The organism is Lacibacter sp. (genome assembly GCF_035299325.1).
In the GTDB taxonomy this organism is placed as follows: Bacteria; Bacteroidota; Bacteroidia; order Chitinophagales; family Chitinophagaceae; genus Lacibacter.
This window is the reverse complement of sequence record NZ_DATGWT010000013.1, coordinates 201,028-222,368: the sequence shown is the minus strand read 5'-3', so window position 1 is coordinate 222,368 and position 21,341 is coordinate 201,028. Positions and strand designations below refer to the sequence as shown.

The 21,341-nt window shown below is 39.5% G+C and carries 13 protein-coding genes; 5 read left to right on the top strand and 8 right to left on the bottom strand.

The window, feature by feature from the left end; genetic code table 11:
• The 4 genes from VK159_RS08945 to VK159_RS08930 all read right to left on the bottom strand — a co-directional run.
• A partial coding sequence (locus tag VK159_RS08945; protein ID WP_324229788.1) for a VCBS repeat-containing protein occupies positions 1-2,927 on the bottom strand: 2,927 nt, incomplete at its 3' end.
• Positions 2,928-2,929: 2 nt separating this feature from the next.
• Positions 2,930-6,235 carry a VCBS repeat-containing protein gene (locus VK159_RS08940; protein ID WP_324229787.1) on the bottom strand — a complete coding sequence of 1,102 codons (3,306 nt, stop codon included), beginning with the start codon at positions 6,233-6,235 and terminating at the stop codon, positions 2,930-2,932.
• Positions 6,236-6,369: 134 nt separating this feature from the next.
• Complete coding sequence (locus tag VK159_RS08935; RefSeq protein WP_324229786.1) at positions 6,370-7,905, bottom strand: RagB/SusD family nutrient uptake outer membrane protein; 1,536 nt, start codon at positions 7,903-7,905, stop codon at positions 6,370-6,372.
• A gap of 19 nt (positions 7,906-7,924) precedes the next feature.
• The gene (locus VK159_RS08930) at positions 7,925-10,912 is read right to left on the bottom strand and encodes a SusC/RagA family TonB-linked outer membrane protein (protein WP_324229785.1); all 2,988 of its coding nucleotides are present in this window, start codon (positions 10,910-10,912) and stop codon (positions 7,925-7,927) included.
• 270 nt (positions 10,913-11,182) lie between these two features.
• Between VK159_RS08930 and VK159_RS08925 the strand changes: the two genes are divergently transcribed.
• The gene (locus VK159_RS08925) at positions 11,183-12,172 is read left to right on the top strand and encodes a LacI family DNA-binding transcriptional regulator (RefSeq protein ID WP_324229784.1); all 990 of its coding nucleotides are present in this window, start codon (positions 11,183-11,185) and stop codon (positions 12,170-12,172) included.
• On the opposite strand, the gene VK159_RS08920 is transcribed toward VK159_RS08925, so the two are convergent.
• Genes VK159_RS08920 through VK159_RS08910 form a run of 3 tightly spaced genes read right to left on the bottom strand, consistent with a single transcriptional unit; the run spans position 12,167 to position 14,976 of the window.
• Positions 12,167-13,609, bottom strand: coding sequence for an O-antigen ligase family protein (locus VK159_RS08920; RefSeq protein ID WP_324229783.1), 1,443 nt, complete (start codon positions 13,607-13,609; stop codon positions 12,167-12,169). The genes VK159_RS08925 and VK159_RS08920 overlap by 6 nt on opposite strands.
• Entirely contained in the window at positions 13,609-14,451 is an 843-nt protein-coding gene (locus VK159_RS08915; RefSeq protein ID WP_324229782.1) for a hypothetical protein, read from the bottom strand. Before VK159_RS08915 ends, VK159_RS08920 begins: the two co-directional genes overlap by 1 nt.
• 48 nt (positions 14,452-14,499) lie before the next feature.
• Complete coding sequence (locus tag VK159_RS08910) at positions 14,500-14,976, bottom strand: Lrp/AsnC ligand binding domain-containing protein (protein WP_324229781.1); 477 nt, start codon at positions 14,974-14,976, stop codon at positions 14,500-14,502.
• A 699-nt stretch (positions 14,977-15,675) separates the two neighbouring features.
• Here VK159_RS08910 and trmB point away from each other — a divergent pair.
• The 3 genes from trmB (at position 15,676) to VK159_RS08895 (ending at position 17,017) form a co-directional block, all read left to right on the top strand.
• Positions 15,676-16,383, top strand: coding sequence for a tRNA (guanosine(46)-N7)-methyltransferase TrmB (gene trmB, locus VK159_RS08905; protein ID WP_324229780.1), 708 nt, complete (start codon positions 15,676-15,678; stop codon positions 16,381-16,383).
• 81 nt (positions 16,384-16,464) lie between these two features.
• Positions 16,465-16,683, top strand: a complete 219-nt coding sequence (locus VK159_RS08900) for a DUF5522 domain-containing protein (RefSeq protein ID WP_324229779.1) — start codon at positions 16,465-16,467, stop codon at positions 16,681-16,683.
• A complete protein-coding gene (locus VK159_RS08895) occupies positions 16,643-17,017 on the top strand; it encodes an MGMT family protein (RefSeq protein WP_324229778.1) in 375 nt (124 codons plus the stop codon). Before VK159_RS08900 ends, VK159_RS08895 begins: the two co-directional genes overlap by 41 nt.
• Positions 17,018-17,122: 105 nt before the next feature.
• On the opposite strand, the gene VK159_RS08890 is transcribed toward VK159_RS08895, so the two are convergent.
• On the bottom strand, positions 17,123-17,557 hold the full coding sequence (locus VK159_RS08890) for a hypothetical protein (protein WP_324229777.1): 435 nt from the start codon (positions 17,555-17,557) through the stop codon (positions 17,123-17,125).
• A 159-nt stretch (positions 17,558-17,716) separates the two neighbouring features.
• Here VK159_RS08890 and VK159_RS08885 point away from each other — a divergent pair, with 159 nt between their 5' ends.
• Entirely contained in the window at positions 17,717-21,295 is a 3,579-nt protein-coding gene (locus VK159_RS08885; protein ID WP_324229776.1) for an amidohydrolase family protein, read from the top strand.
• Positions 21,296-21,341: the final 46 nt, after the last annotated feature.

Genomic DNA, 21,341 nt, shown 5'->3' with positions numbered 1-21,341 from the left:
ACAGAATTACTCAACATCGATTTACTGAATATGTCGGTAAGTTTTGCTTTTGCAAAATCATCCGCATAAAGAAATTTCTTTTTCAGGAAAGGAAGTTGCTTTTCGAGTTCTCCTTTATTAGCAAAAGGAATTTCTTTCCCGTTCAGGAAATATGTAAGCACCTGTTCCTTTTTGCCATTCTCATCAAAATCGTTGTAATACATCGTAACGGGCTCTGCTGATGTAACTTTCAGTCGGCTGTTTAAGCCAAGATTGCCAGCTACAATATCAAGATCGCCATCATTATCAATATCAACTGGCAATGCAAAATTCCACCAGCCTCTTTTTTCTGTCAATTTCTTTTTACTGAAACTTCCTTTGTTATTGATGAATGCCACGATTCCATCCCATTGTAACGATAAAAGCAGATCAGCATCGCCATCTTTATCCAAATCTGTCCATGAAGATCCAGTAACCATGCCAACAGTTTGCAGCTCTTTACTGTATTGAGCTGTTACATCTTTAAACTTTCCTGTTTTATCATTAGCAAGCAAATAAGAACGGGGTACTTCGCCATAAGCCCAGGGAACAGTTCGGCCGCCAATAAACAGGTCAACAAATCCATCACCGGTAAAATCAGCGACTGCTATACTTCCTGCTGTGATGTAAACATTGTTGACAGCATTTTCAAGCAATGAAAAATTTGCTTTCCCGTCGTTCAGGAATACCCTTGTTTGCTCATATTTGTTTTTGCCGTAGTATTCGTTACCTCCACTAGCAAGAATGAGATCATTGCTTCCATCGTTGTTTACATCCACAATTACAGCATCTGTTATCTCATACATGCTATCTGCTTCCAGTTGTGGTTGTGCTGTTTTTATAAAACGGCCCTCTGCAGTTTGAAGAAACAATGCTGGTTTAAACGTTTTGCTGCTGCCAATAAACACATCTTCCAAACCATCTTTATTTACATCACCTGTTGCTAATGCAGGTCCTTCGGTGGTAAGCATGTTTGGTAATAAATATTCACGGTTAAATTCATTAAACTCATTTTCATGGTGCAAAAACTCTAAACCCGTTGCTTGAGTAATGTCTGTAAACTGTGCCAGCTTCTGCCGTGCAGATACGCTGAATGATGAATAGTCAAATTGTGGGAGTCCTTTTCTATACTGTGTCTTTATGTTTTTACCCGAAACAACAAGCTTTTCATAAGTACGATCCGGCCAGATCAGGATAACAGAATCAACTTTTACATTTTGCAATCCAATGTGGAGTGGTATTTCCATACTGCTTTGAAAACCTCGCACTGGTTGTTTTTCAAAAGCATGAATGTTGCCGGTGCTGTCATATACAAGTACAGTTGCACCAATTGTATTTCGGTTCAGGCTATCGCCCTTTAATTCTAATGAAAGATATTGTTGTTGCTGCCAGTCATTCGATGTGTTTTTATACAACATCACCGCATCATCAATATTGTTGACCACAATATCCAGATCACCATCGTTATCAAGATCAGCATACACAGCACCATTGCTGAATGTTGGCTTATCATTTTTAATCAGTGGAGCTTCATCAGTAAACTGAACATCGCCTTTATTACGGTAAAACTTATTGGGTAATTTGATCTGGGGAAACTTATCAATCACCGTCATTTCCTGTTCACCCAATTTTCCCTCTCTTATTTTTTGTTGAATTTCAGCATCGCCTACATAGTTTACATAATCAATATCATTCAATCGTTTGGGAATACCGTTGCTTACAAAGAGATCTTTCAAACCATCATTATCAAAATCTAACCAAAGCGGAGCCCAACTCCAGTCGGTTGCATACACACCTGCATACAAACCAACCTCGCTAAACATTCCATTGCCCCTGTTGAGTTGTAATGCGTTTCTTGCATACTGGTAATTATAACCGTAACGCAGTTTCATATTAAAGGTTTCATACTCATCTTCACCAAGGCTACGTTTCAGAATGTAAGGATCCTGTGGCAGCATGTCCATTGAAATAATTTCCGGCAATGCATCATTGTTGATATCAGCAATATCCACACCCATACTAAACTGACTGGTATGCATCATCCGTTCAGTCAATTCTTCTTTGAATGTTCCGTTTTGCTGATTGATATATAGATAATCATTTTCATGAAAATCATTACCGATATAAAGATCAGGCCAGCCATCTTTATTGATGTCACTCACACAAATACCCAACCCATAACCAATGGCGGAACTGTTGATGCCGGTTTCCTTTGTTGCATCAATATATTTACCATTTTCATTTTTATAAATGCGATCGCCGCTTAATGGGTGGTAAGTGTTTAAAAAGTTTGTACGTGCAGCAAATGTTCCGTTATGATGAACGGAGTGATTCATCAGGTACATATCAAGATCACCATCCAGGTCATAATCAAAAAAAGCAGCCTGTGTACTGAAGCCGGAAAAATCAAGACCGTATGCAGTTGCCTGATCTTCATAAACCGGAACTCCGTTCCTGATTTCTTTACAGATCAATAATTGATTTTTCCCTTTTAATACTTCATATTGTCCAACCCGACAAACATAAATATCCAGCAATCCATCGTTATTAATATCAACCACACTTACACCTGTACTCCATCCACCATCATTGGGAATGGCAGCTTCCTTTGTTACATCAGTAAACTGTAATGAACCTTTATTAATGAACAATTTATTCTGCGCCTGATTGGCGGCAAAGAAGAGATCGATCAACCCATCGTTATTAAAATCACCTGCACCAACACCTGCGCCATTGTAGAAATACATGTAATTAAACATGTTGAATGCGGGTGTTGCTGTGAGACCATTGGTAAACTGTAAACCAGTTTGTCCGCTCTTCATCAATTCAAACAATGGTTGTTGTTTTGGTGATGAACAGGATACAAGCACTGCAACCAGACTATATAAAAGAATTTTTCTACTGACCACTTTTATTGGTTTAAACGATACAACACAGGCGCATCATTGTTTTGCAGAAACAGAACTGCTTTGCCACTACGAGTTGCTACCCATTGAATATCTCTTACAATTCCCCGTACAAAAATGCCCGATTGCTTTTGCATTAATGTTTGCCATTGCCGGCTCCCTTTATTTAACAACACAGTACCATAGCCGGCATCTAACCTGCCAAACTGTGGAATAAAATCAAACTCATTGCCTGCCATGATCAGATCGGGCTTTCCATCATTATTGATATCCTTTGCTGATATGGCATTGATGCTGCTTAGCTGTGCTAACAAAGGAAGAGGTTGCACAGAAAACTTTCCTTTGCCATCGTTCCATGCAATACAACTGCTGCTGTAATTCACTTGTTTCAACACACACTTTTCCAACACATCAGCTGCAAAAAGTTCCTGGATTGTTTTTGATGCGAAATCAGCATGTTTCAGGTTTTGCTTTTTTAAAGAAGGAATTTGTTCCTGTAATTCACGTTTCAGAAAAACAGGTTTATCTTTTTGATCAATAGATTTTGTAATGATCTTTTCAGGTATTCCGTTTCCATCGAAATCGCTGATGAACATTTTTACCGGGTTGCTGCTGTCGGCATGCAGATAAAAATTATCGCCGTAGTTGCCCAAGATAAGATCATCATCACCATCAGCATCCAGATCAGCAGCTGTTATTGTTTGCCACCAGCCTGATAATTGATTTAATGTTGACGAAATTTCCTCATATCTTTTATTTCTATAAATGAAAATGTGTGGTGCCATCCATTCGCCAATGATGATAAGCTCCTTTTGTTTATCGCCCGTTACATCTGCAAAGACTGCACCTGTAACCATCCCAATAGTTTTAATTGTCGTATTGAGCTGTTGCGTTGCGTCTGTAAATATTCCTTTGCCATCGTTTATCAGAACTGAACTCTGTGGTGATACACCATAATTGTATGATTTACTTCTGCCGCCAACAAACAAATCAAGATCACCATCGCCGTCAATATCATTGGCAACAATTACACCTGTGTTATCAGCATTCGGAGGCAATGCATCTTTATCATAAGTAAAATTTCCTTTGCCATCATTTCGATACAAACGGTTCCTGATCTCTGCCTTTTGCGACGGTTGTGTATGTCCGCCACTGCCGACAATCAGATCAAGATCTTTGTCAGCATCTACATCTATCATCAAGGCTGTTACATCTTCATATAATTTCATTTCTTCAAACAGTGGTTGTTCCTTCTTTTTAAACCCGTTGTTTGTTTGCAGGTATAACTGGCCGGCTTGCCCCATTGCTCCACAGATATAGACATCATCTAATCTATCGTTGTTAACATCTCCCACAGCAGCACGTGGACCTTGTGCGCTAAGCTTAACAGGAATATTCCGCTCATAGTAAAAATCAACAAACTCATTTTCCGTGTGCGTTTCAAATATGCTGTCGGTCTTTACAAAAAGAGCTTGAGTTTCCTTGTATGATTCACTCAGCTTTAATTCGTTTCCGGTTTGTTGAAAAAAATGAATTTGATTGATGCCTGGTTGTTTGATGACTGTTTGTGTAAGGTTGGGCCAAATGATCAGCAGGCTGTCAATTTTTTTATTTCCAATACCAATGGTTTGCCTGTAGTCGCAACTGCTTTGAAAACCACGACTTGGAATTACTTCACGGTTGATGATCTCATCGCCTGCATAGAGTTTTATTTTACTGCCAATGGCAAATGTGTTTTGTTCTTTTCCTTTTAGCTGAACTGTGATATAATTATTCTTCAGTTGTTCGTTTGAATGATTACGATAAACAAATGCCTTTTCGTTTACATTATTTACAACGAGATCGAGATCGCCATCATTATCCAGATCAGCATAAGCGGCACCGTTGCTGAAACTTTTTTGGGTAAACCCATTTGCTTCACCTGCATCAACAAATTCCAGCTCGCCTTTATTATGATAAAATTTATTCAGAATAGGAGTAGATGGCATTTTATTGATCACTTCACTTACTTCTTTCTTTTCACCCGTCATCACCATTCGCTGAATAATTTCATCAGCAAAAAAATCAATAAAATCCTGGTCAGTTACATCATGATAAATGCCGTTGCATACATACAGGTCACTCAAGCCATCATTATCAGCATCAAAAATTAATCCTCCCCAGCTCCAATCACTACCAGCCACGCCGCTGATATGTGCTGTTTCCATAAATGCACCGCTTTGATTATTTACCTGCAATGTGTTTTGCATGTATTGATGATAGAAGCCCTCTTTCACTTTTCTTGTATGCACTTCTACATTATCATAGCTTGCTGTTGTTTTTAACCGGTAATCATCAGCGGGATACATGTCGGTTACAAAAATATCCTGATGGTCATCGTTGTTAATGTCAGCCATATCAGCACCCATTGATGATAAGCTGATATGCTGCATCCGTTGTTCAAGTTCTTCCCTGAACGTTCCGTCTTTCTGATTGATGTAGAGATAATCACGCTCAAAAAAATCATTCGAGATATACATGTCAGGATAATGATCGCCATTGGTATCGCCTACTGTCACCCCAAGCCCAAATCCAATTAAACTTCCGTAAATACCAGCTGCTTCACTTACATCGGCAAACTGTCCGTTATCATTCCTTAACAACTTATCGCCGCCACCCTTAATAAATTCTTCAACCGGCCAATCCTTTGCACGCAGGTTACGTTTGTTACTATAGTTAAGTGTATTTACAGGAATGAAACTGTTGTTGAGTAAATAACAATCAAGATCGCCATCAAGATCATAATCAAAAAAAGCAGCGTGGGTTGTAAACGAAGCATCATCTAATCCGTAGTCTTTTGCTTTTTCTGTAAACGTTCCATTCTTATTGTTGATGTATAGTTCATTCTCCTGCCCAACTCCTTTCTGGTAGCCTGCATTACATACATAGATATCCAGCCAACCATCTGCATTTATATCAACCATTACTACACCAGTGCTCCATTTTTGCTTCTCTACAAAGCCAGCTTTTATACTGATGTCATCAAACTTAAAACCACCTTTGTTCAAATACAGTTTGTTGGGCCCCATGTTCGCTGTAAAAAAAACATCGGGCAAGCTGTCGTTATTAATATCACCAATAGCCACACCTCCGCCATTATAGAAATTGCGATAACTGAAAATATTGAAATCCTTGCTGTCGTCTACCTTGTTGGCAAAATCAATTCCACTGTTTTCAACCAATTCAAAAAGGGTTTTACTTTTTTTATCGTTACAGGAAACAACAGTAAAAAAACAGAGAATGGTAACTACAATTTTTATCCTCAGGTTCATAGCTCAATGTAAGAATGAAAGAAATTCAATTTAGTTGAAAATGTTGAGTTCTATTATCGGTTCATTAATAAATAATATCAAAAAAAGAGGCCACTTAAAGAAGTGACCCCTTTCCCTATTGATTATGATAAAAACTAATAACCGGGATTTTGTGTAAGGTTTGGATTTGCTGCAATTTGCTGTGCAGGAACAGGGAACAATAACCTCGTTGCAGGTGATGTTGTTTTCCTGATTTCACCAGCCTGGAGGAATTTACCAAAGCGGATCAAATCCATTCTTCTCCATCCTTCCCAATACAATTCACGACCACGCTCATCAAGCAATTGATCCAGATTTATTGAAGGGAGTAATGAAGCACCTCTTGATGAATGTGTGCGGATATAATTCACAATACTCAATGCAGTTGCACCATAAGGAGCAACATTGGTAGCAGTACCGCCACGGAGAATTGCTTCAGCCTTCATCAACAATACATCAGCCAAACGGAAGATCACAAAATCATTGTTTACGTTATCGCCATTGTTATAATCAGGCGGATATTTTACAACCCTGATACCTGTAACTTCCAATGTGTTTGGATCAGTTTCTACCGCTTTTACTGCTTTAGTAAATGACAGATTACCGCCTTTACGATCTTTCAATGCAACTCCATTCTGGTTAAACTGTTGACCAAATAGCAAACCAACACGTAAACCAGATACATCAGTCACACCAGGATAGGCATCACCCCTTCTCTTATCGGCTGCTTCAAATTTGTCATAAAAATCTCCCAATGTCGTAAAACCATTCCAACCACTAGGGCTTTGATTGTAGTGTAACGAGCAAAAATATCTTGAACGAACATTTCCACTACTTGATCCACCATAGTTGATACCTGTAAAAAGGTTTTCAGTTGATATTGCATCATTATTTGGCGCAAAGTTGTGATAGAAATTAGTAGAAAGCGTTTTACCTGAAGCAATTACTTCATCGGCCAATGCAATTACTTTGTTCATATCAGCTGCCTGATGAACAGGAGCAGTTCTGTTTGCTACTACTGCTTTAGTAAGATAGGCCTTCATCAATAATGCACGACATGCATTCTTATTTGCTGTATTTACCGGACCATCAGGTAATGCAGCTTTAATGGCTTCTAATTCGGTAATAACGTAATCAAGAGCTGCTGTTCCTACACGTACTTGTGGAATTGCCAATGGGTCGCCGCCCGGTTCACGGTACGGTGCCTGGTTCCAACCCTCAACCATATAAAAATTTGCAAACGCTCGGAGGAATCTTGCCTCAGCACTTTGCTGTGCATTTGGGCTTTTACTTAAAACTTCGGTAGCATTAAACACCACACGACCCAGATTTTCGAATGCTCCACGTACATAGTTATGGTTGGCGTCCCATGTATGTTGGTGTAATACACGCCAGATACCGTTATCGTCCCAGTCGCCACCTCTTGTTGGGCCAACACATTCATCAGTTGTATGTTCCTGGATAGCCCAAAGGTTATCCTGGTTCATAAAGTTGCGTAAATCACCTTCATAAATACTTTTTAAAATATCGCCTGCCGTAACACTTGCAGTATTTGCTCCCGCCAAGGCATCATTATGCTTTTCGTCAATCTTTTCACAACCGATAATGGCAGCAAAAAAGAGAAGAAAAGACATTTGTTTGATATGTTTCATAATCAAATAGATTTTGTTTTTAGAATGATACATTAACACCAAATAAGAATGTTCTTGCTGATGGGTAACCGATATAATCAATACCTACAGAAGGAATACCATTTACTTGCTTATCAGTATTTACTTCAGGATCAAAACCAGTGTACTTGGTTAAAAGGAAAAGGTTTTGAGCAGTTACATAAACTGAAATACCACTGATTTCTTTTCCAACGCTTCCAAACTTGTACGACAAAGTAGTATTGGCAGCTTTCAGATAATTGCCCTTTTCTAAGTAACGTGATGAAGAAGTAATTGGATTTGTAGTTGATTCTCCATTCTTATATAATGCCTTAGCAATATTTCTTGTACCAAGGTTACCAATGGGTAACACAGAATTTGCTGTATTGTTGTAAATCACATGACCAAACGCACCATTGAGGTTTGCAGAAAGTGATAAATTTTTGTAGCTAATTGTAGTGGAAATACCAAGTATGGTCGTTGGGTTAGGATTGCCCATTAAATAAAACACATTGCCATCATCTACATAAATTGACTGCCCTGTCGCCTTATCAATTCCCCTAAAATCCCTTGTATAAAAAGTATTAATTGGTTGTCCGTTTGTGATTAGCTGAGATAAAGTACCAGACATACCTTGACCATTCAACTCACCGGTTTGAATTGGAGCTGGTAAACCGGATACTTCATTCTTAACAAATGTGGCATTCACTCCAAGATCCCAGTTGAAATCCTGTTTTGAAACAATAGCAGCGTTAAGTGTAATTTCTATCCCTTTATTTTCAATCTGGCCATTTAAATTTTCCCATTTTACAGTACCTGGTGAAGGTTGTGGAGCAATATTAGGGTATAAGAGTTGCTTTGTTGTTCTACTGAAAAGATCAATTGTACCCGATAACTTACGGTTTAGCATTGTAAAGTCAATACCAATATTAGATTGAACATCTTCTTGCCATTTCAAATTTTTATTAAACAATTGTACCTGAGGTGTTCCTTGACTGTTCTCATTAAGTACATTTCTTATCAAAGCCGCACCAGCAGGAAACTCTTGATTACCTGTAATACCCCAGCCTCCACGAAGTTTTAAGCTGTTAATGAAATCAACTTTAAAGAATTCTTCGTCTGAAAGATTCCAACCGGCAGAGAATGACGGGAAGAATCCGTAACGGTTATTTGAACCGAATTTACTTGAGCCATCCGCTCTGAAGGTAGCAGTAAGATAATATTTGCTTTTGTAATCAAAGTTCAACCTTGTAAAGAACGATCTGATTTCTTCAACAGGATTATTGAAGGAAAAAAATCTTTTATTTGTGTTAAGGCTGTATTCGAGGATATCAGTATAGTCTAATGGGTCACTGGCTGTACTGTTTGAGGCAAAGTTTCTACCAATCAAATTTACTCCTTTATTCTCCTTACGGAAATATTCATAGCCGAGTAGTCCATTAAAATTAAGTTGTCTGCCTATTTTCTTGTTATATGTAAGCGTCTGTGTAACCGTTTGTGTGAGCAATTGATTATTACCAATAGCGGCGGTACCTTGCCCATTAGGCCAATCATTATTGATTCCGTTATTTTCGAGGTTTACCCAACGGCGTATAGAAGTTCTACGTTCACCTGTACCATAGTTAAAACCATATAAAAGCTTATACTCCAAATTATCTGTGAATTTATATGATGGAGAGAAACTACCTACAATGTTTGTAGTAACTGCATTATCACGAAAACCTTCAATAAATTCAAGTGGGTTAAGTGTTGATCCATCAAAATAATTATTGATCGATCCATCAGGCTTTCTTAACGGACGTGTTGGATTCCATTGCAATGCAGTTGATAATACGTTACCGGTAAACCCTGCATTGTTACTGATTGCGCCAATACGCTCATTTTGCTGGGAGGCTAATAAATTAAAATCAAATCCTGCTCTCTTATTCTTGAGAAATTTAAAATTTGAATTAATACCGGCAGTAAGTTTTTTAAAGCCTGTATTTTTAATGATACCATCCTGATCGAGATAACCAACTGATATACGATAGCGTGCACTTTCTGAACCTCCACTTACCGCTAACGAACTATTGAGTGTATTAGCAGTTGTAAGAATAGCGTCATACGCATCCACATCTGCATTAAAATTTCCGCCGGTTAAGCTGTAATCCTGTAAAGACTGGCGATATTCAGTAGCATTTAATACTTCAATTCTACGAAGGATTGAACTAACACCATAACTGGCATTCAGTTCTACTTTTGGTGTGCCGCTTTGTCCCTTTTTAGTAGTAACAATTACCACACCATTTGCACCACGTGAACCATAGATGGCTGTGGCCGATGCATCTTTTAATACATCAATAGATGCAATGTCGTTAGGGTTAATAAAGTTAAGCGGGTTTGCATCCGGCGCATTTCCTAAACCTGTTACAGATAAACCTGGTCTTGCACTTGATCCATCTACAATTACCCCATCAATAACAAATAGGGGCTGGTTGCCTGATCGCAAAGATGAGTTACCACGAATTTTAAATGTAGTAGCGCCGCCCGGCTGGCCGCTGTTATTAATTACCTGAACACCGGCAACCTTACCTTGAATAAGCTGATCGGGTGCAATCTGCACACCTTGGTTAAAGTCCTTTGCTTTAACAGAAGCAACTGCTCCCGTTAAATCACGTTTACGTTGTGTTCCATAACCAATTACCACCACTTCATTCAATGCTTCATTGGCAACTTCCAATGTAGCGTTTACCACATCGCCGGAAATACTTACTTCGGTAGAAGTATAACCAACAGATGTAATAACTAAAGTGGTTGCGTTGGATGGAACTGCTAGCCGGAATGTTCCATCATTACCGGTGGAAGTAGAGGTCTTTGTTCCTTTAACAGTTACAGTTGCAGACGGAACAGCCTCACCTTTAGGGTCTGTTACTTTACCTGTAATCGTTTTGGTTTGAGCTGAGGCAACTGCCACCAGTACAAACACACCGAACATGGTGAGAATGCCTCTTGCAAGTTTCGTCAAGATCATAATCAGTAGTTTTTAAATTGTTGAGGGGTTATAGACCACAGCTGTCTATGCAGGAAATACCTGAAGGGAGGGTTCAGTTTCAAGGGACTGATCTTCCTGAACCATACTTGTATGGCAACCATGCAATCGATGAGCTGTTAATCTTCTGTGAATTTAAACGAAGTTTTCAGCAAATAGTTCCAACAAAACATGCTAAGTTTATGAAGGAGAACACGCAAACGATTGCGAAAATAATTGCGGTGGAAAAATTATCGACCCTAAACTTTCAATATGGCGAACGCAACACTTAAAAAGATAGCCCAGGTACTGGATATCAGTATTTCTACTGTATCACGGGCACTAAAAAATCATCCTGATATTTCACAAAGCACCAAACAAAAAGTAACGGAGCTGGCTGAAACGCTTGAATACGAACCGAATGCTGTTGCTGTTAACCTGCGTAGTAAAAACACAAAAGTGTTTGGTATCCTTATTCCTTCCATCACGAATAATTTCTATGATTCATTTATAGCAGCTGTGGAAGAAGAGGTGAAACAATCGGGTTACTCGCTTATGATATTACAAAGCGCAGATAATCCTGAAACAGAAATAGAAAACCTGAAGATCTATCGTCAAAACAGGGTGAGTGGCGTGTTTGTATGCCTGGCTAAAGAAACAACTAACCTTGATGCATTTCATAAAATGAAAGACGCTGGCATACCGGTTGTGTTTTTTGACAAGGTGCCTGACGATGATTCTTACAACCGGGTTTGTTTGGCTGATAAGGATGCTGCAGTAATGGCTGCTGAAGCGTTGCTGCAAAAAAATAAAAAAAATATTCTTGCAATTTTTGGTGAATCACAGATGTCAATTACCAAACGAAGGTTAAAAGCATTTCAGGAAACACTGTCCACAACTAAAAAGTTAGCTCTTTCGATTGAATATGCAGGTACTACCGAAGAAGCAGAACATATCAGCAACAGTTACTTTAAATTGAAAAAGCAACCAGACGCTGTTTTTTGCATGAGTGATGAAATATTAACAGGTGTAATGAAGAGTGTTCAGAAACTGAAAATCGGGGTGCCGAAACAGACGGGGATTATCAGTTTAAGCGATGGTTTCTTTCCTAAACTCTACTATCCTGAGATTACGTTTGTTGAAACAAGCGGTTACCGGTTAGGTAAGCTCGCCTGTGAGCGTATGATGCAATGTGTAAAAGGTAAAGAAGAACCTAAAGAAATATTTGTCAGCTCACGTTTTGTTGAAGGTGGTTCTTTATAACACAACAGCTTGTTTGTTTTGTACATTTACTTTCACCTGTAATCTTATCAACAACCCAAGTATAATAAAATAAAGACTGCCGATCTTATCTGTTTCAATCAGATCACTCAAAAGGTTCAAGGTTACGATCATACTTAATACAACAGCACAAAGCATAGCAAATGATCGTTCAAACGGATCACGTAATGTATGATATGCTTTTACTGCAACCGCAAACATGTAAATAAGCAGGCTTATTAATAATATCAAACCGGGTAAGCCTTGCTCAATAGCGATCAATAGAAAATAATTATGTACCGATGATTTTTCTTCGTTACTGCTTACCCATGTTTTAAAAGCGGTAACTGTGTATTCTTTATAATAAGTAGTAAAACTGTTTGGGCCAAAGCCATGCATCTTTTCTTCATTCAGCATTTTTATACCGGCGATCCAGCGGTAGAAACGCTCCATTGTTGACATATCCTTCAATGTATACGTCGCCTCAAGATGCTCATTGAAATCGGTATGTTGGGTTGTTGTATTAAAATCTGGTGCAAACTTTAAATAGTTATCATGTTGAATCAGCCAGAACAAAGCAGCTCCCGCTATGATCAATGCAGCAAGAATAAGCGATAACAAAAAACGTCGTTTTACAGCAATCCATGTAACTGCACCGGATAGAAGACAAAGCCATGCACCCCTTGAATAAGCAAAGAATAATGCAACAATGAAAACAACAATGCAGGCGATGATCCATTTACGCAATCTTCCTTCAGAAAAATGATACCACACGAACAGAATAGGTAACAGGCACACGATAACTGCTGAATAATTTACATGATTACGAAAAAACGGATCAAGCGTTGAGTTGATGGATTCAAATGAAAAGCCTTTGCCTGCATGACGCACCAAACTTATTACAATGGGTACCAGCATTGAAAAGATCAATGCTTTTGATGCAAGTATGAGATCATCTTTAGTACGAAGAAATAATAACCCGCCTGTAACAAACGCCAGCAGGAACCACGATTTTGCCAGGCAATATTTTATACTCAACCACAGTTCATGAGAGAACAAGACCGTCACCAACATCCAAACAAGTTGCAGCAGCACCAACAGCACCAAACTGCTTTTCATTAATTCTTTTGGCAGGAGCGAAGGTTTAAGAATCAGCAACAACAATAATGAACCTGCAAGCATCAGCATCATCGGTTCATCGGGCAAATCTGTTGAGAGAGTAGCAGTAACAGAAAATTCTGTTGATAAAGGAATGGCAAATAGGAGTGCAAAAAAAAGATAGCGTAGGTTTTTGGTAAAGACAAGTATTGCCAACACAACAAATGGCATCAGCAGCAAAATTGTTTCATCAAGTACAATACCCGCAACAAAACAAAAAACAGCAGCAATGGCTGGTAACCACCAGTTGAGGAATTCCTGTTTTGAAACGGCTTGTTGCATCAGCTCACTTTTTGTCTTGATCGCCACTCAACAAACAGCAACAGCAACACAGAAAAGATAAATGATACAATTGCTGCCATGATCATTCCCGCCAATACTTTCGGCTTATCCTTCTTTAATGCAGGAAGTGCTTCTTCAATTACAAACAAAGCGCTTACTTCATTCACACTGGTGTTAAATTGCTGGATCAGCTTCTCCGTTTCGTTCAAGCGACTGATCACATCTGTCTTGCGTGATGTAAGTAATGCATCTGCGTTTGATTGTAACTGCAGTTCGATTTGTTGAAGACTGTCTTTCTGCACATTAAAATCATGTTGCAGCTTACGTAAAATCTCCAGCTTCATGTTGTTCAATGAAGCAATGCTCTTTGCATTTGTTCTTGCTACAATAGCATTGGCAATAGCAGCTGCCAGTTTTTTATCGGTATCCCACACATTTATTTTTACATGGCCAAGCTCATTTTTATGAATGCGGATATTCTCTTTGTATTCATAATCGGCTAAATATTCTGCCTTTTCATTCCCTGCATTTATTTTATAGTGTTTGATCAAATCAAAACTATCAACCATAAACCGACACATCTCTTCAGAACGTGCAAGTGCCATCAAACGATCATTATCAAACTCACCACCATAATAAAAGTATTGCTCCCAAAATTCTGTACGGTAAATATTCGAACGGTCACCTAGATTAGGATTGGCAGCAGTGAACACAGCTGTACTCCGGAAATAAGGTTTTTGCAAATACAGGATTCCACCTGTGAGAACAGTTGCAAGAAACACCAGCAGCAAAGCCTGCATCCAGCGTTTACGGATCACATCAAATACGATATCTAAATTCATATGCAGTATTATTCAAAAGGATCATTTGAAAATCAGTTAATGTAGTTATCAGGCAAGATCCTGTACCACTTCCACTTTGCGGTTAAAACTTTCGTCAAGCGAAATAAAGGTTTCTGTACGTTCGATCCCCTTAATTTTCTGCAACGCATCGTGCAACACAAAACGAAGTTGATTGATATCCTTACACACTACTTCAATAAACATACTATAGTTACCTGTTGTGTAATTAAGGCGAACGATCTCCGGAATTTTGCGCAGGTCTTTTGCAACCGTATCGTACAACGAACTTTTCTCCAGGAATATGCCCACAAAGGCTGTGATATCATAACCCAGGGCTTTGAGATCAACATTAAGCTTGGTGCCCTTCACAATGCCATGTTCCTGTAGTTTTTTGATGCGCACATGAATGGTACCGCCTGAAACAAAGAGTTTCTTCCCCAAATCAGCATAGGAGATCTGTGCATCTTCCATCATTTCAGAAATGATCTGCAGGTCCAGTTTGTCAAGATTCAATTTAGCGCCCATATTGCCAGTGTGTTTTAAAATATTTTCAATATTAAGAATTGTATTTTGAATATCATCGAAAGTTTTAAAATTTTTGTTGAAAATTGTTCAAAGAATTGCAGATATGCTTTAATATTGCACTGTAATCGTTCTTTGAACAACATACTGTGGAGTGATGAAATTTTCGGCAGACATGCCCTCTCGTCTCGGGGGTGGAGATAACAGGATAAAGTCCGGCAACGGAACTAACTGCTCCGTGGAGGTTCGATCCCTCCCTCTACAGCTCAAACAAAACCCAAGATACAAAACCCAAAAAACAAACGCCGACTAAGTGTCTTGAATATTGGATTTTGCACATTGGATTTTCAACTAGTTCTTTTTACACTGTGGGGTGATGAAATTTTTGGCAGACATGCCCTCTTGTCTCGGGGGTGGAGATAACAGGATAAATATAGCATAGAGCCGTTTGGTTAGCAATAACCATTCGACCAGGGTCGACCACTGAACTTTGTGCTACAACTAACTGCTCCGTGGAGGTTCGATCCCTCCCCCTACAGCTTATTTCGGTTGCTTTCCATACCGATCAACTCTGTTCCGTACAGATTTTTCTCATGCTTTTTTTACGATTGCCTTTTGTTTTTACAAAGGGCTCTTTCGTTTTATAGACTTCCTCTTTTTTGTTCTACATTCATTTTACACACAACCCTACCTTTGCCCGCTATGGGACAAAAAAAGCTCATCCGTTTTGCTGAAATAGAAACCTTCCCCAATGTGTTGCAGTATCCGCAGGATATGAAAGGGAAGTGGAATGATTTTTTTAAGAACGATCACCCTATCACCTTAGAACTGGCTTGTGGTAAAGGCGAGTATGCTGTCGGGCTGGGCCGTTTATATCCTCAACGGAATTTTATTGGGATTGATCTCAAAGGCAACCGCATTTGGGTGGGTGCTAAAACAGCGCTGAAAGAAAACTTAACCAATGTTGCGTTTGTGCGTTCACAAATTGACCAGGTGACGAACTATTTTGCTGAAGGCGAAGTAAGTGAGATATGGATCACTTTTCCTGATCCGCAGCTTCGTGCATCGAAACACAAAAAGCGTTTAACACATCCTAAATTTTTACGTTCGTATCAACAACTGCTGAAACAAGGCGGGCTTATTCATTTAAAAACTGATTCACCTGTGTTGTATCGTTTCACCAAGGAAGTGATCAGTTTGTATGATCTGCCATTGCATGCTTCAACCGATGATCTGTATAAAGAAGAAACCATCAGCGATGAATTGAAGATCAAAACACATTACGAAGGATTAGATATTGCACAAAGCAACCGCATCCATTACCTGCAATTCAGTTTACCTGCAACGCCATTACCTGTTGAGCCGGATGCTTTGTTAAAACAATGGGTGTTTGATACGGAGAAAGACTGAACGGACTGATTCTCTGCAAAAAATAGTTGCAACAAAATGGGTTGTGGTTGGTTAAACAATTATTACGCCCACGGGAGACACATGAATAACTTAAAGGAAGGACTGGATTTTTATTATGATGAGCATGATAATATTGTGCTTACTGCCAAGTATCATCTTGACAAAGGATACTGTTGCGGCCATGGCTGCAGGCATTGCCCTTACGATTATGAAGCTGTTCCGGAGCCTCGTCGTACCTTGGTATTAAAAGAGCGTAAAGATGCCCTCCAAAAAACAACCTCAACTTCCCAAAACGGGTAAAGTAAAAGAATATTCTTTTTTCCAGGATGTATATGATGTGGTACGACAGATACCGAAAGGTCGTGTAACATCATATGGTGCTATTGCAGCTTATCTCGGCACCAAACTTTCTGCACGTATGGTTGGCTGGGCAATGAATGGTGCACATAAGGTGAAACCGAAAGTACATGCACAACGTGTAGTAAACCGTAATGGCATGCTTAGCGGCAAAGCACATTTTGAAACACCTACGCAAATGGAAGAACTGCTGAAGAAAGATGGTGTTGCTGTAAAGAATGATACCGTAGTTGACTTTGAAAAAAGGTTTTGGGACCCGGCGGTGGAGTTGGGGTAATGAAAATTAATAACGGACATCGAAACGGCCTTCGGTAACATTTACTTTTTCTCCGTTATTATTTGTTGCAGAAAAAGAAAAACGACCGGATAAAATTCTCAGGGTTTAGTTATGCTTCGTTATAACTAATTCCCCTATATTTTCTGCTGATATTTGGTATAAGAAAAGATTAAAGCCATATTGACCCTTTGCAAAACCTTTCTCCTTTTTTAATTGATAAGTCCTCCCCTCAACTAACAATAAACTATCTGTAGTAATTGATACTCTTGGCAAGAATTCAGAACTTCTATCTACTGCTGCAATATTTAAGAACCAACCTCCGCCTTGTCCATTGCCTAAAAATGGATACTCAGTAATTATTCCAGAGAATCCATCTCCTGATTTTGGAACAAACACTTTCCCATTCACCTTACAACCAAAGGTCATTGCACCAGTAGTTGTTTCAGGTGGCAGTTCCGGTTCTGTGTTTTGCTTTTTGCAACTTGAGCTGAACAACAGCAAACTGAAAAATAAAAAAAATGATAACTGAAGTGCTTTCATAAATCGTGTTGATATCTGCTTCTGCAACAAGTTAATAAACTTATGGCAAGTATAGATTACTTCATTCACGATACTATACCATCAATCCCAATAACCACTAAACAAGAATTCCTTCAAAATCTCAACCTCTTATACTAACTTTCTGCAAAACTAAAAAGTATGAGAAAGACTGCATTCGTGCTGGCCCTTATCGGCTTGTCGGGCCCGCTTGCTGCACAACAACCTGCTAAAGACAGTACAAAAAAAGACACCATGCCTTACACGGCATTTGCAAAACTTCCCCTTAAACCAGAACGTACCATAAAATTCACGGCCAAAGAAGGTACATGGATGAGTGTGGATGTTAGTCCTGATGGACAAACCATCGCTTTCGATCTCATGGGTGATATTTATACCATGCCTGCTGCAGGTGGTAAAGCAACTGCCGTTACAAAAGGTATTGCTTACGAAACACATCCTCGTTTCAGTCCCGATGGAAAGAAAATTCTTTTCACTAGTGATCGCAGCGGAAGCGACAATATCTGGTACATTGATATGGAGAAGAAAGATACCGTGCAGTTAACCAAAGATGCAACGGAAGATTTTCCTGCAGCCGTTTGGACGCCTGATGGTAATTATATCATCGCCAGTAAAGGCCGACGTATTCCCAAGCTCTGGATGTATCATAAAGATGGTGGTGGTGGCACTCAACTCTATGACGGAACATTAAAAACAATTGATCCTTTTGTAAGTGCTGATGGTAAATATGTTTATTACAGTCAGCGTAACGGTTCATGGAATTACAATGCCTTGTTGCCGCAATACCAGATTGGTAATTACGACCGTGATAAAGGAATTACCAATACCATTACTACTCGTTATGGTTCTGCATTTACACCCACGCTCAGTAAAGACGGTCAATGGATGGTGTATGGCAGCCGCTACCAGGATAAAACAGGGTTGGTTTTACGTAATATGAAAAATGGTGATGAGCGTTGGCTTGCCTATCCTGTACAGCGTGATGAACAGGAAAGTATTGCACCACAAGGTGTATTACCCGGTATGTCATTTACACCAGACAGTAAGTTTCTTGTTGCAAGCTATGGTGGTAAAATCTGGCGCATTCCAGTTGATGGAAGTAAAGCAACAGAAATTGCATTTGAAGCAGATCTAAATTTAGAAATGGGCCCACGTTTGTATTTCAACTATGCGATTAAAGATACCAGTGCTGCTCTTGCAACACAAATTCGTGATGGCGTTCCAAGCCCCGACGGTAAGAAATTTGCATTCACTGTGCTCAACCGTTTGTACGTAATGGATTATCCAAACGGAACACCCAAGCGTGTAACCAGTAACAACTTTACAGAAGCCATGCCTGCATGGAGTCCTGATGGTACACAGTTGGTGTTTGTAACATGGAATGAAACTGAGGGAGGGCATTTAATGAAAGCAACGTTTGGCAATAAACCAACTGTAACAAAATTAACAACAGAGCCAGGTTTTTATATGCAGCCGGCCTGGAGTTATAATAACCGCATCGCATTTTTTAAAGCACCGCTTCGCTTATTTAAAGATGCTGAAGATCCGTTCTACAGTGGTGCCGAAGCTGATATTGTATGGATGAATGCAACAGGTGGACCAATAACAAAAGTTGATCTTACTGTGAATGCAGGTAATATTCATTTCACAAAAAATACTGATCGCATTTATTTGAACGGACAAGGTGGTACACTCATATCCTGCCGTTGGGATGGTACCGATCTTAAAACACATGTACGCATCACGGGTATTACAACGTATGGTGCAGTGGCAGATGCAGATGATCATTCAGGTCATGAACATATAACCGGAACAGCAAATGATGTTACATACGTCATGGGTAAACCGATCATGAAAACCAGTTCAGTTAATTATTGTATGTTACCAGAAGGAGCAAGCAATCGTGAACCACAGAATATGCCATCATCAGCAGCTATTATTCTGATGGCACCTGAAGGCAACCAGGCACTGGCACAGGTAAACAACAACGTGTATGTGGTTACTATTCCGCAAACAGGCAAAATGCCAACGATCAATGTAGCAGATCCATCATTCAGCAGTTTTCCATCAAGACAACTTACAGAAATTGGTGGTGAGTTCCCTGCATGGGAAGCCGATGGAAAGAAAATACATTGGAGTTTAGGTAATGGGCATTGGGTATATGATATTGAGCGTGCCCAGTTTGTTGAAGACTCTGTGAAAGCTGCAAAGAAAACAGAAACGCAACGATTGGCTGATAGTGTAAAGGCATTACTTGCACTTGGACCTGATGCAAAAAAACTGGCTGATTCATTAGCGAAGAAAAGTGCTGATTCACTTGCAGCCATTTTAAAAGTTGATACTGCACGTGCAAAACGTGAAGCATTGGCAAAAGAAGAATTAAAAAAGAAAGAAAAATATTCGCCTGCAGAAACACAGGTGAAAGTGTATTATCAGAAAGATCTGCCAACAGGAACAATGTTGCTGAAAAATGCACGCATTGTTACCATGAAAGGTGAAGAGGTCATTGAAAACGGTGATGTGCTTATTGTCAACAACCGCATTAAAGCAGTTGGCAAAACTGGAACACTTACTGTACCTGCAGGAACAAAAGAAATTGATTGCACCGGTAAAACAATTACTCCCGGTTTTGTAGATACACATTCGCACATGTGGACATATTGGGGTTTGCATAAAAACACTTCATGGATCTATGCAGCCAATCTTGCTTATGGTGTAACCACCACAAGAGATCCTCAGACAGCTGTAACCGATGTGTTAACATGGAGTGATATGGTGGAAGCAGGACAAATGCCCGGCCCACGTGTTTACAGCACAGGTCCCGGTGTTGGTTTCTGGATGTATAATTTAAAAAGCCTTGAACAAACACGCAATGTGTTGAAACAATACAGTAAGTATTACAACACACAATACATTAAAATGTATTTAGTAGGTAACAGGCAGCATCGCCAATGGGTGATCATGGCAGCAAAAGAACAAAAGCTGATGCCTACAACCGAAGGTGGTTTGGATTATAAATTGAACATGACACAATTGTTTGATGGTTATCCGGGTCATGAACATGCCATTCCCGTTTTCCCATTGTATAATGATGTAACAAAAACAATTGCCGAAAGTAAAATGGCCTACACGCCAACGTTACTTGTGGCATATGGCGGACCATGGGCTGAAAACTTTTACTACACAACTGAAAGCCCGGTGCATGATAAGAAGCTTAACTTCTTTACACCATACGAAGAGTTGAGTGCAAAATCACGCCGTCGTGCAGGTGGTTTGGGTGGATGGTTTACACCGGAAGATCATGTGTTTAAAAAACATGCACAATCAGTAAATGGTGTTGTGCAACAAGGTGGCTTAGCCGGCGTTGGAAGTCATGGGCAATTGCAGGGTTTAGGTTATCATTGGGAACTTTGGAGTGTGGCAAGTGGTGGTATGAACAATCTGAATGCACTACGCACAGCAACTATTCTTGGCGCAACTGCATTGGGATTAGATAAAGAACTCGGCAGTATTGAGGAAGGTAAGCTTGCTGATATTAATATCATGGATGCAAATCCATTGCAAAACATCCGCAACACCAATACCATTCGCTATGTAGTAAAGAATGGACGATTATACGATGGAAATACATTGGATGAAATATATCCAACCCCACGCAAAATGGATGCAGGTAGCTGGACGAAAACAGCACCAACGGTGACAACTGAAGTGAAGCAGTAAAGAGTTTGAAAACAATATGAATCGCCGCTCACTCAACTGAGCGGCG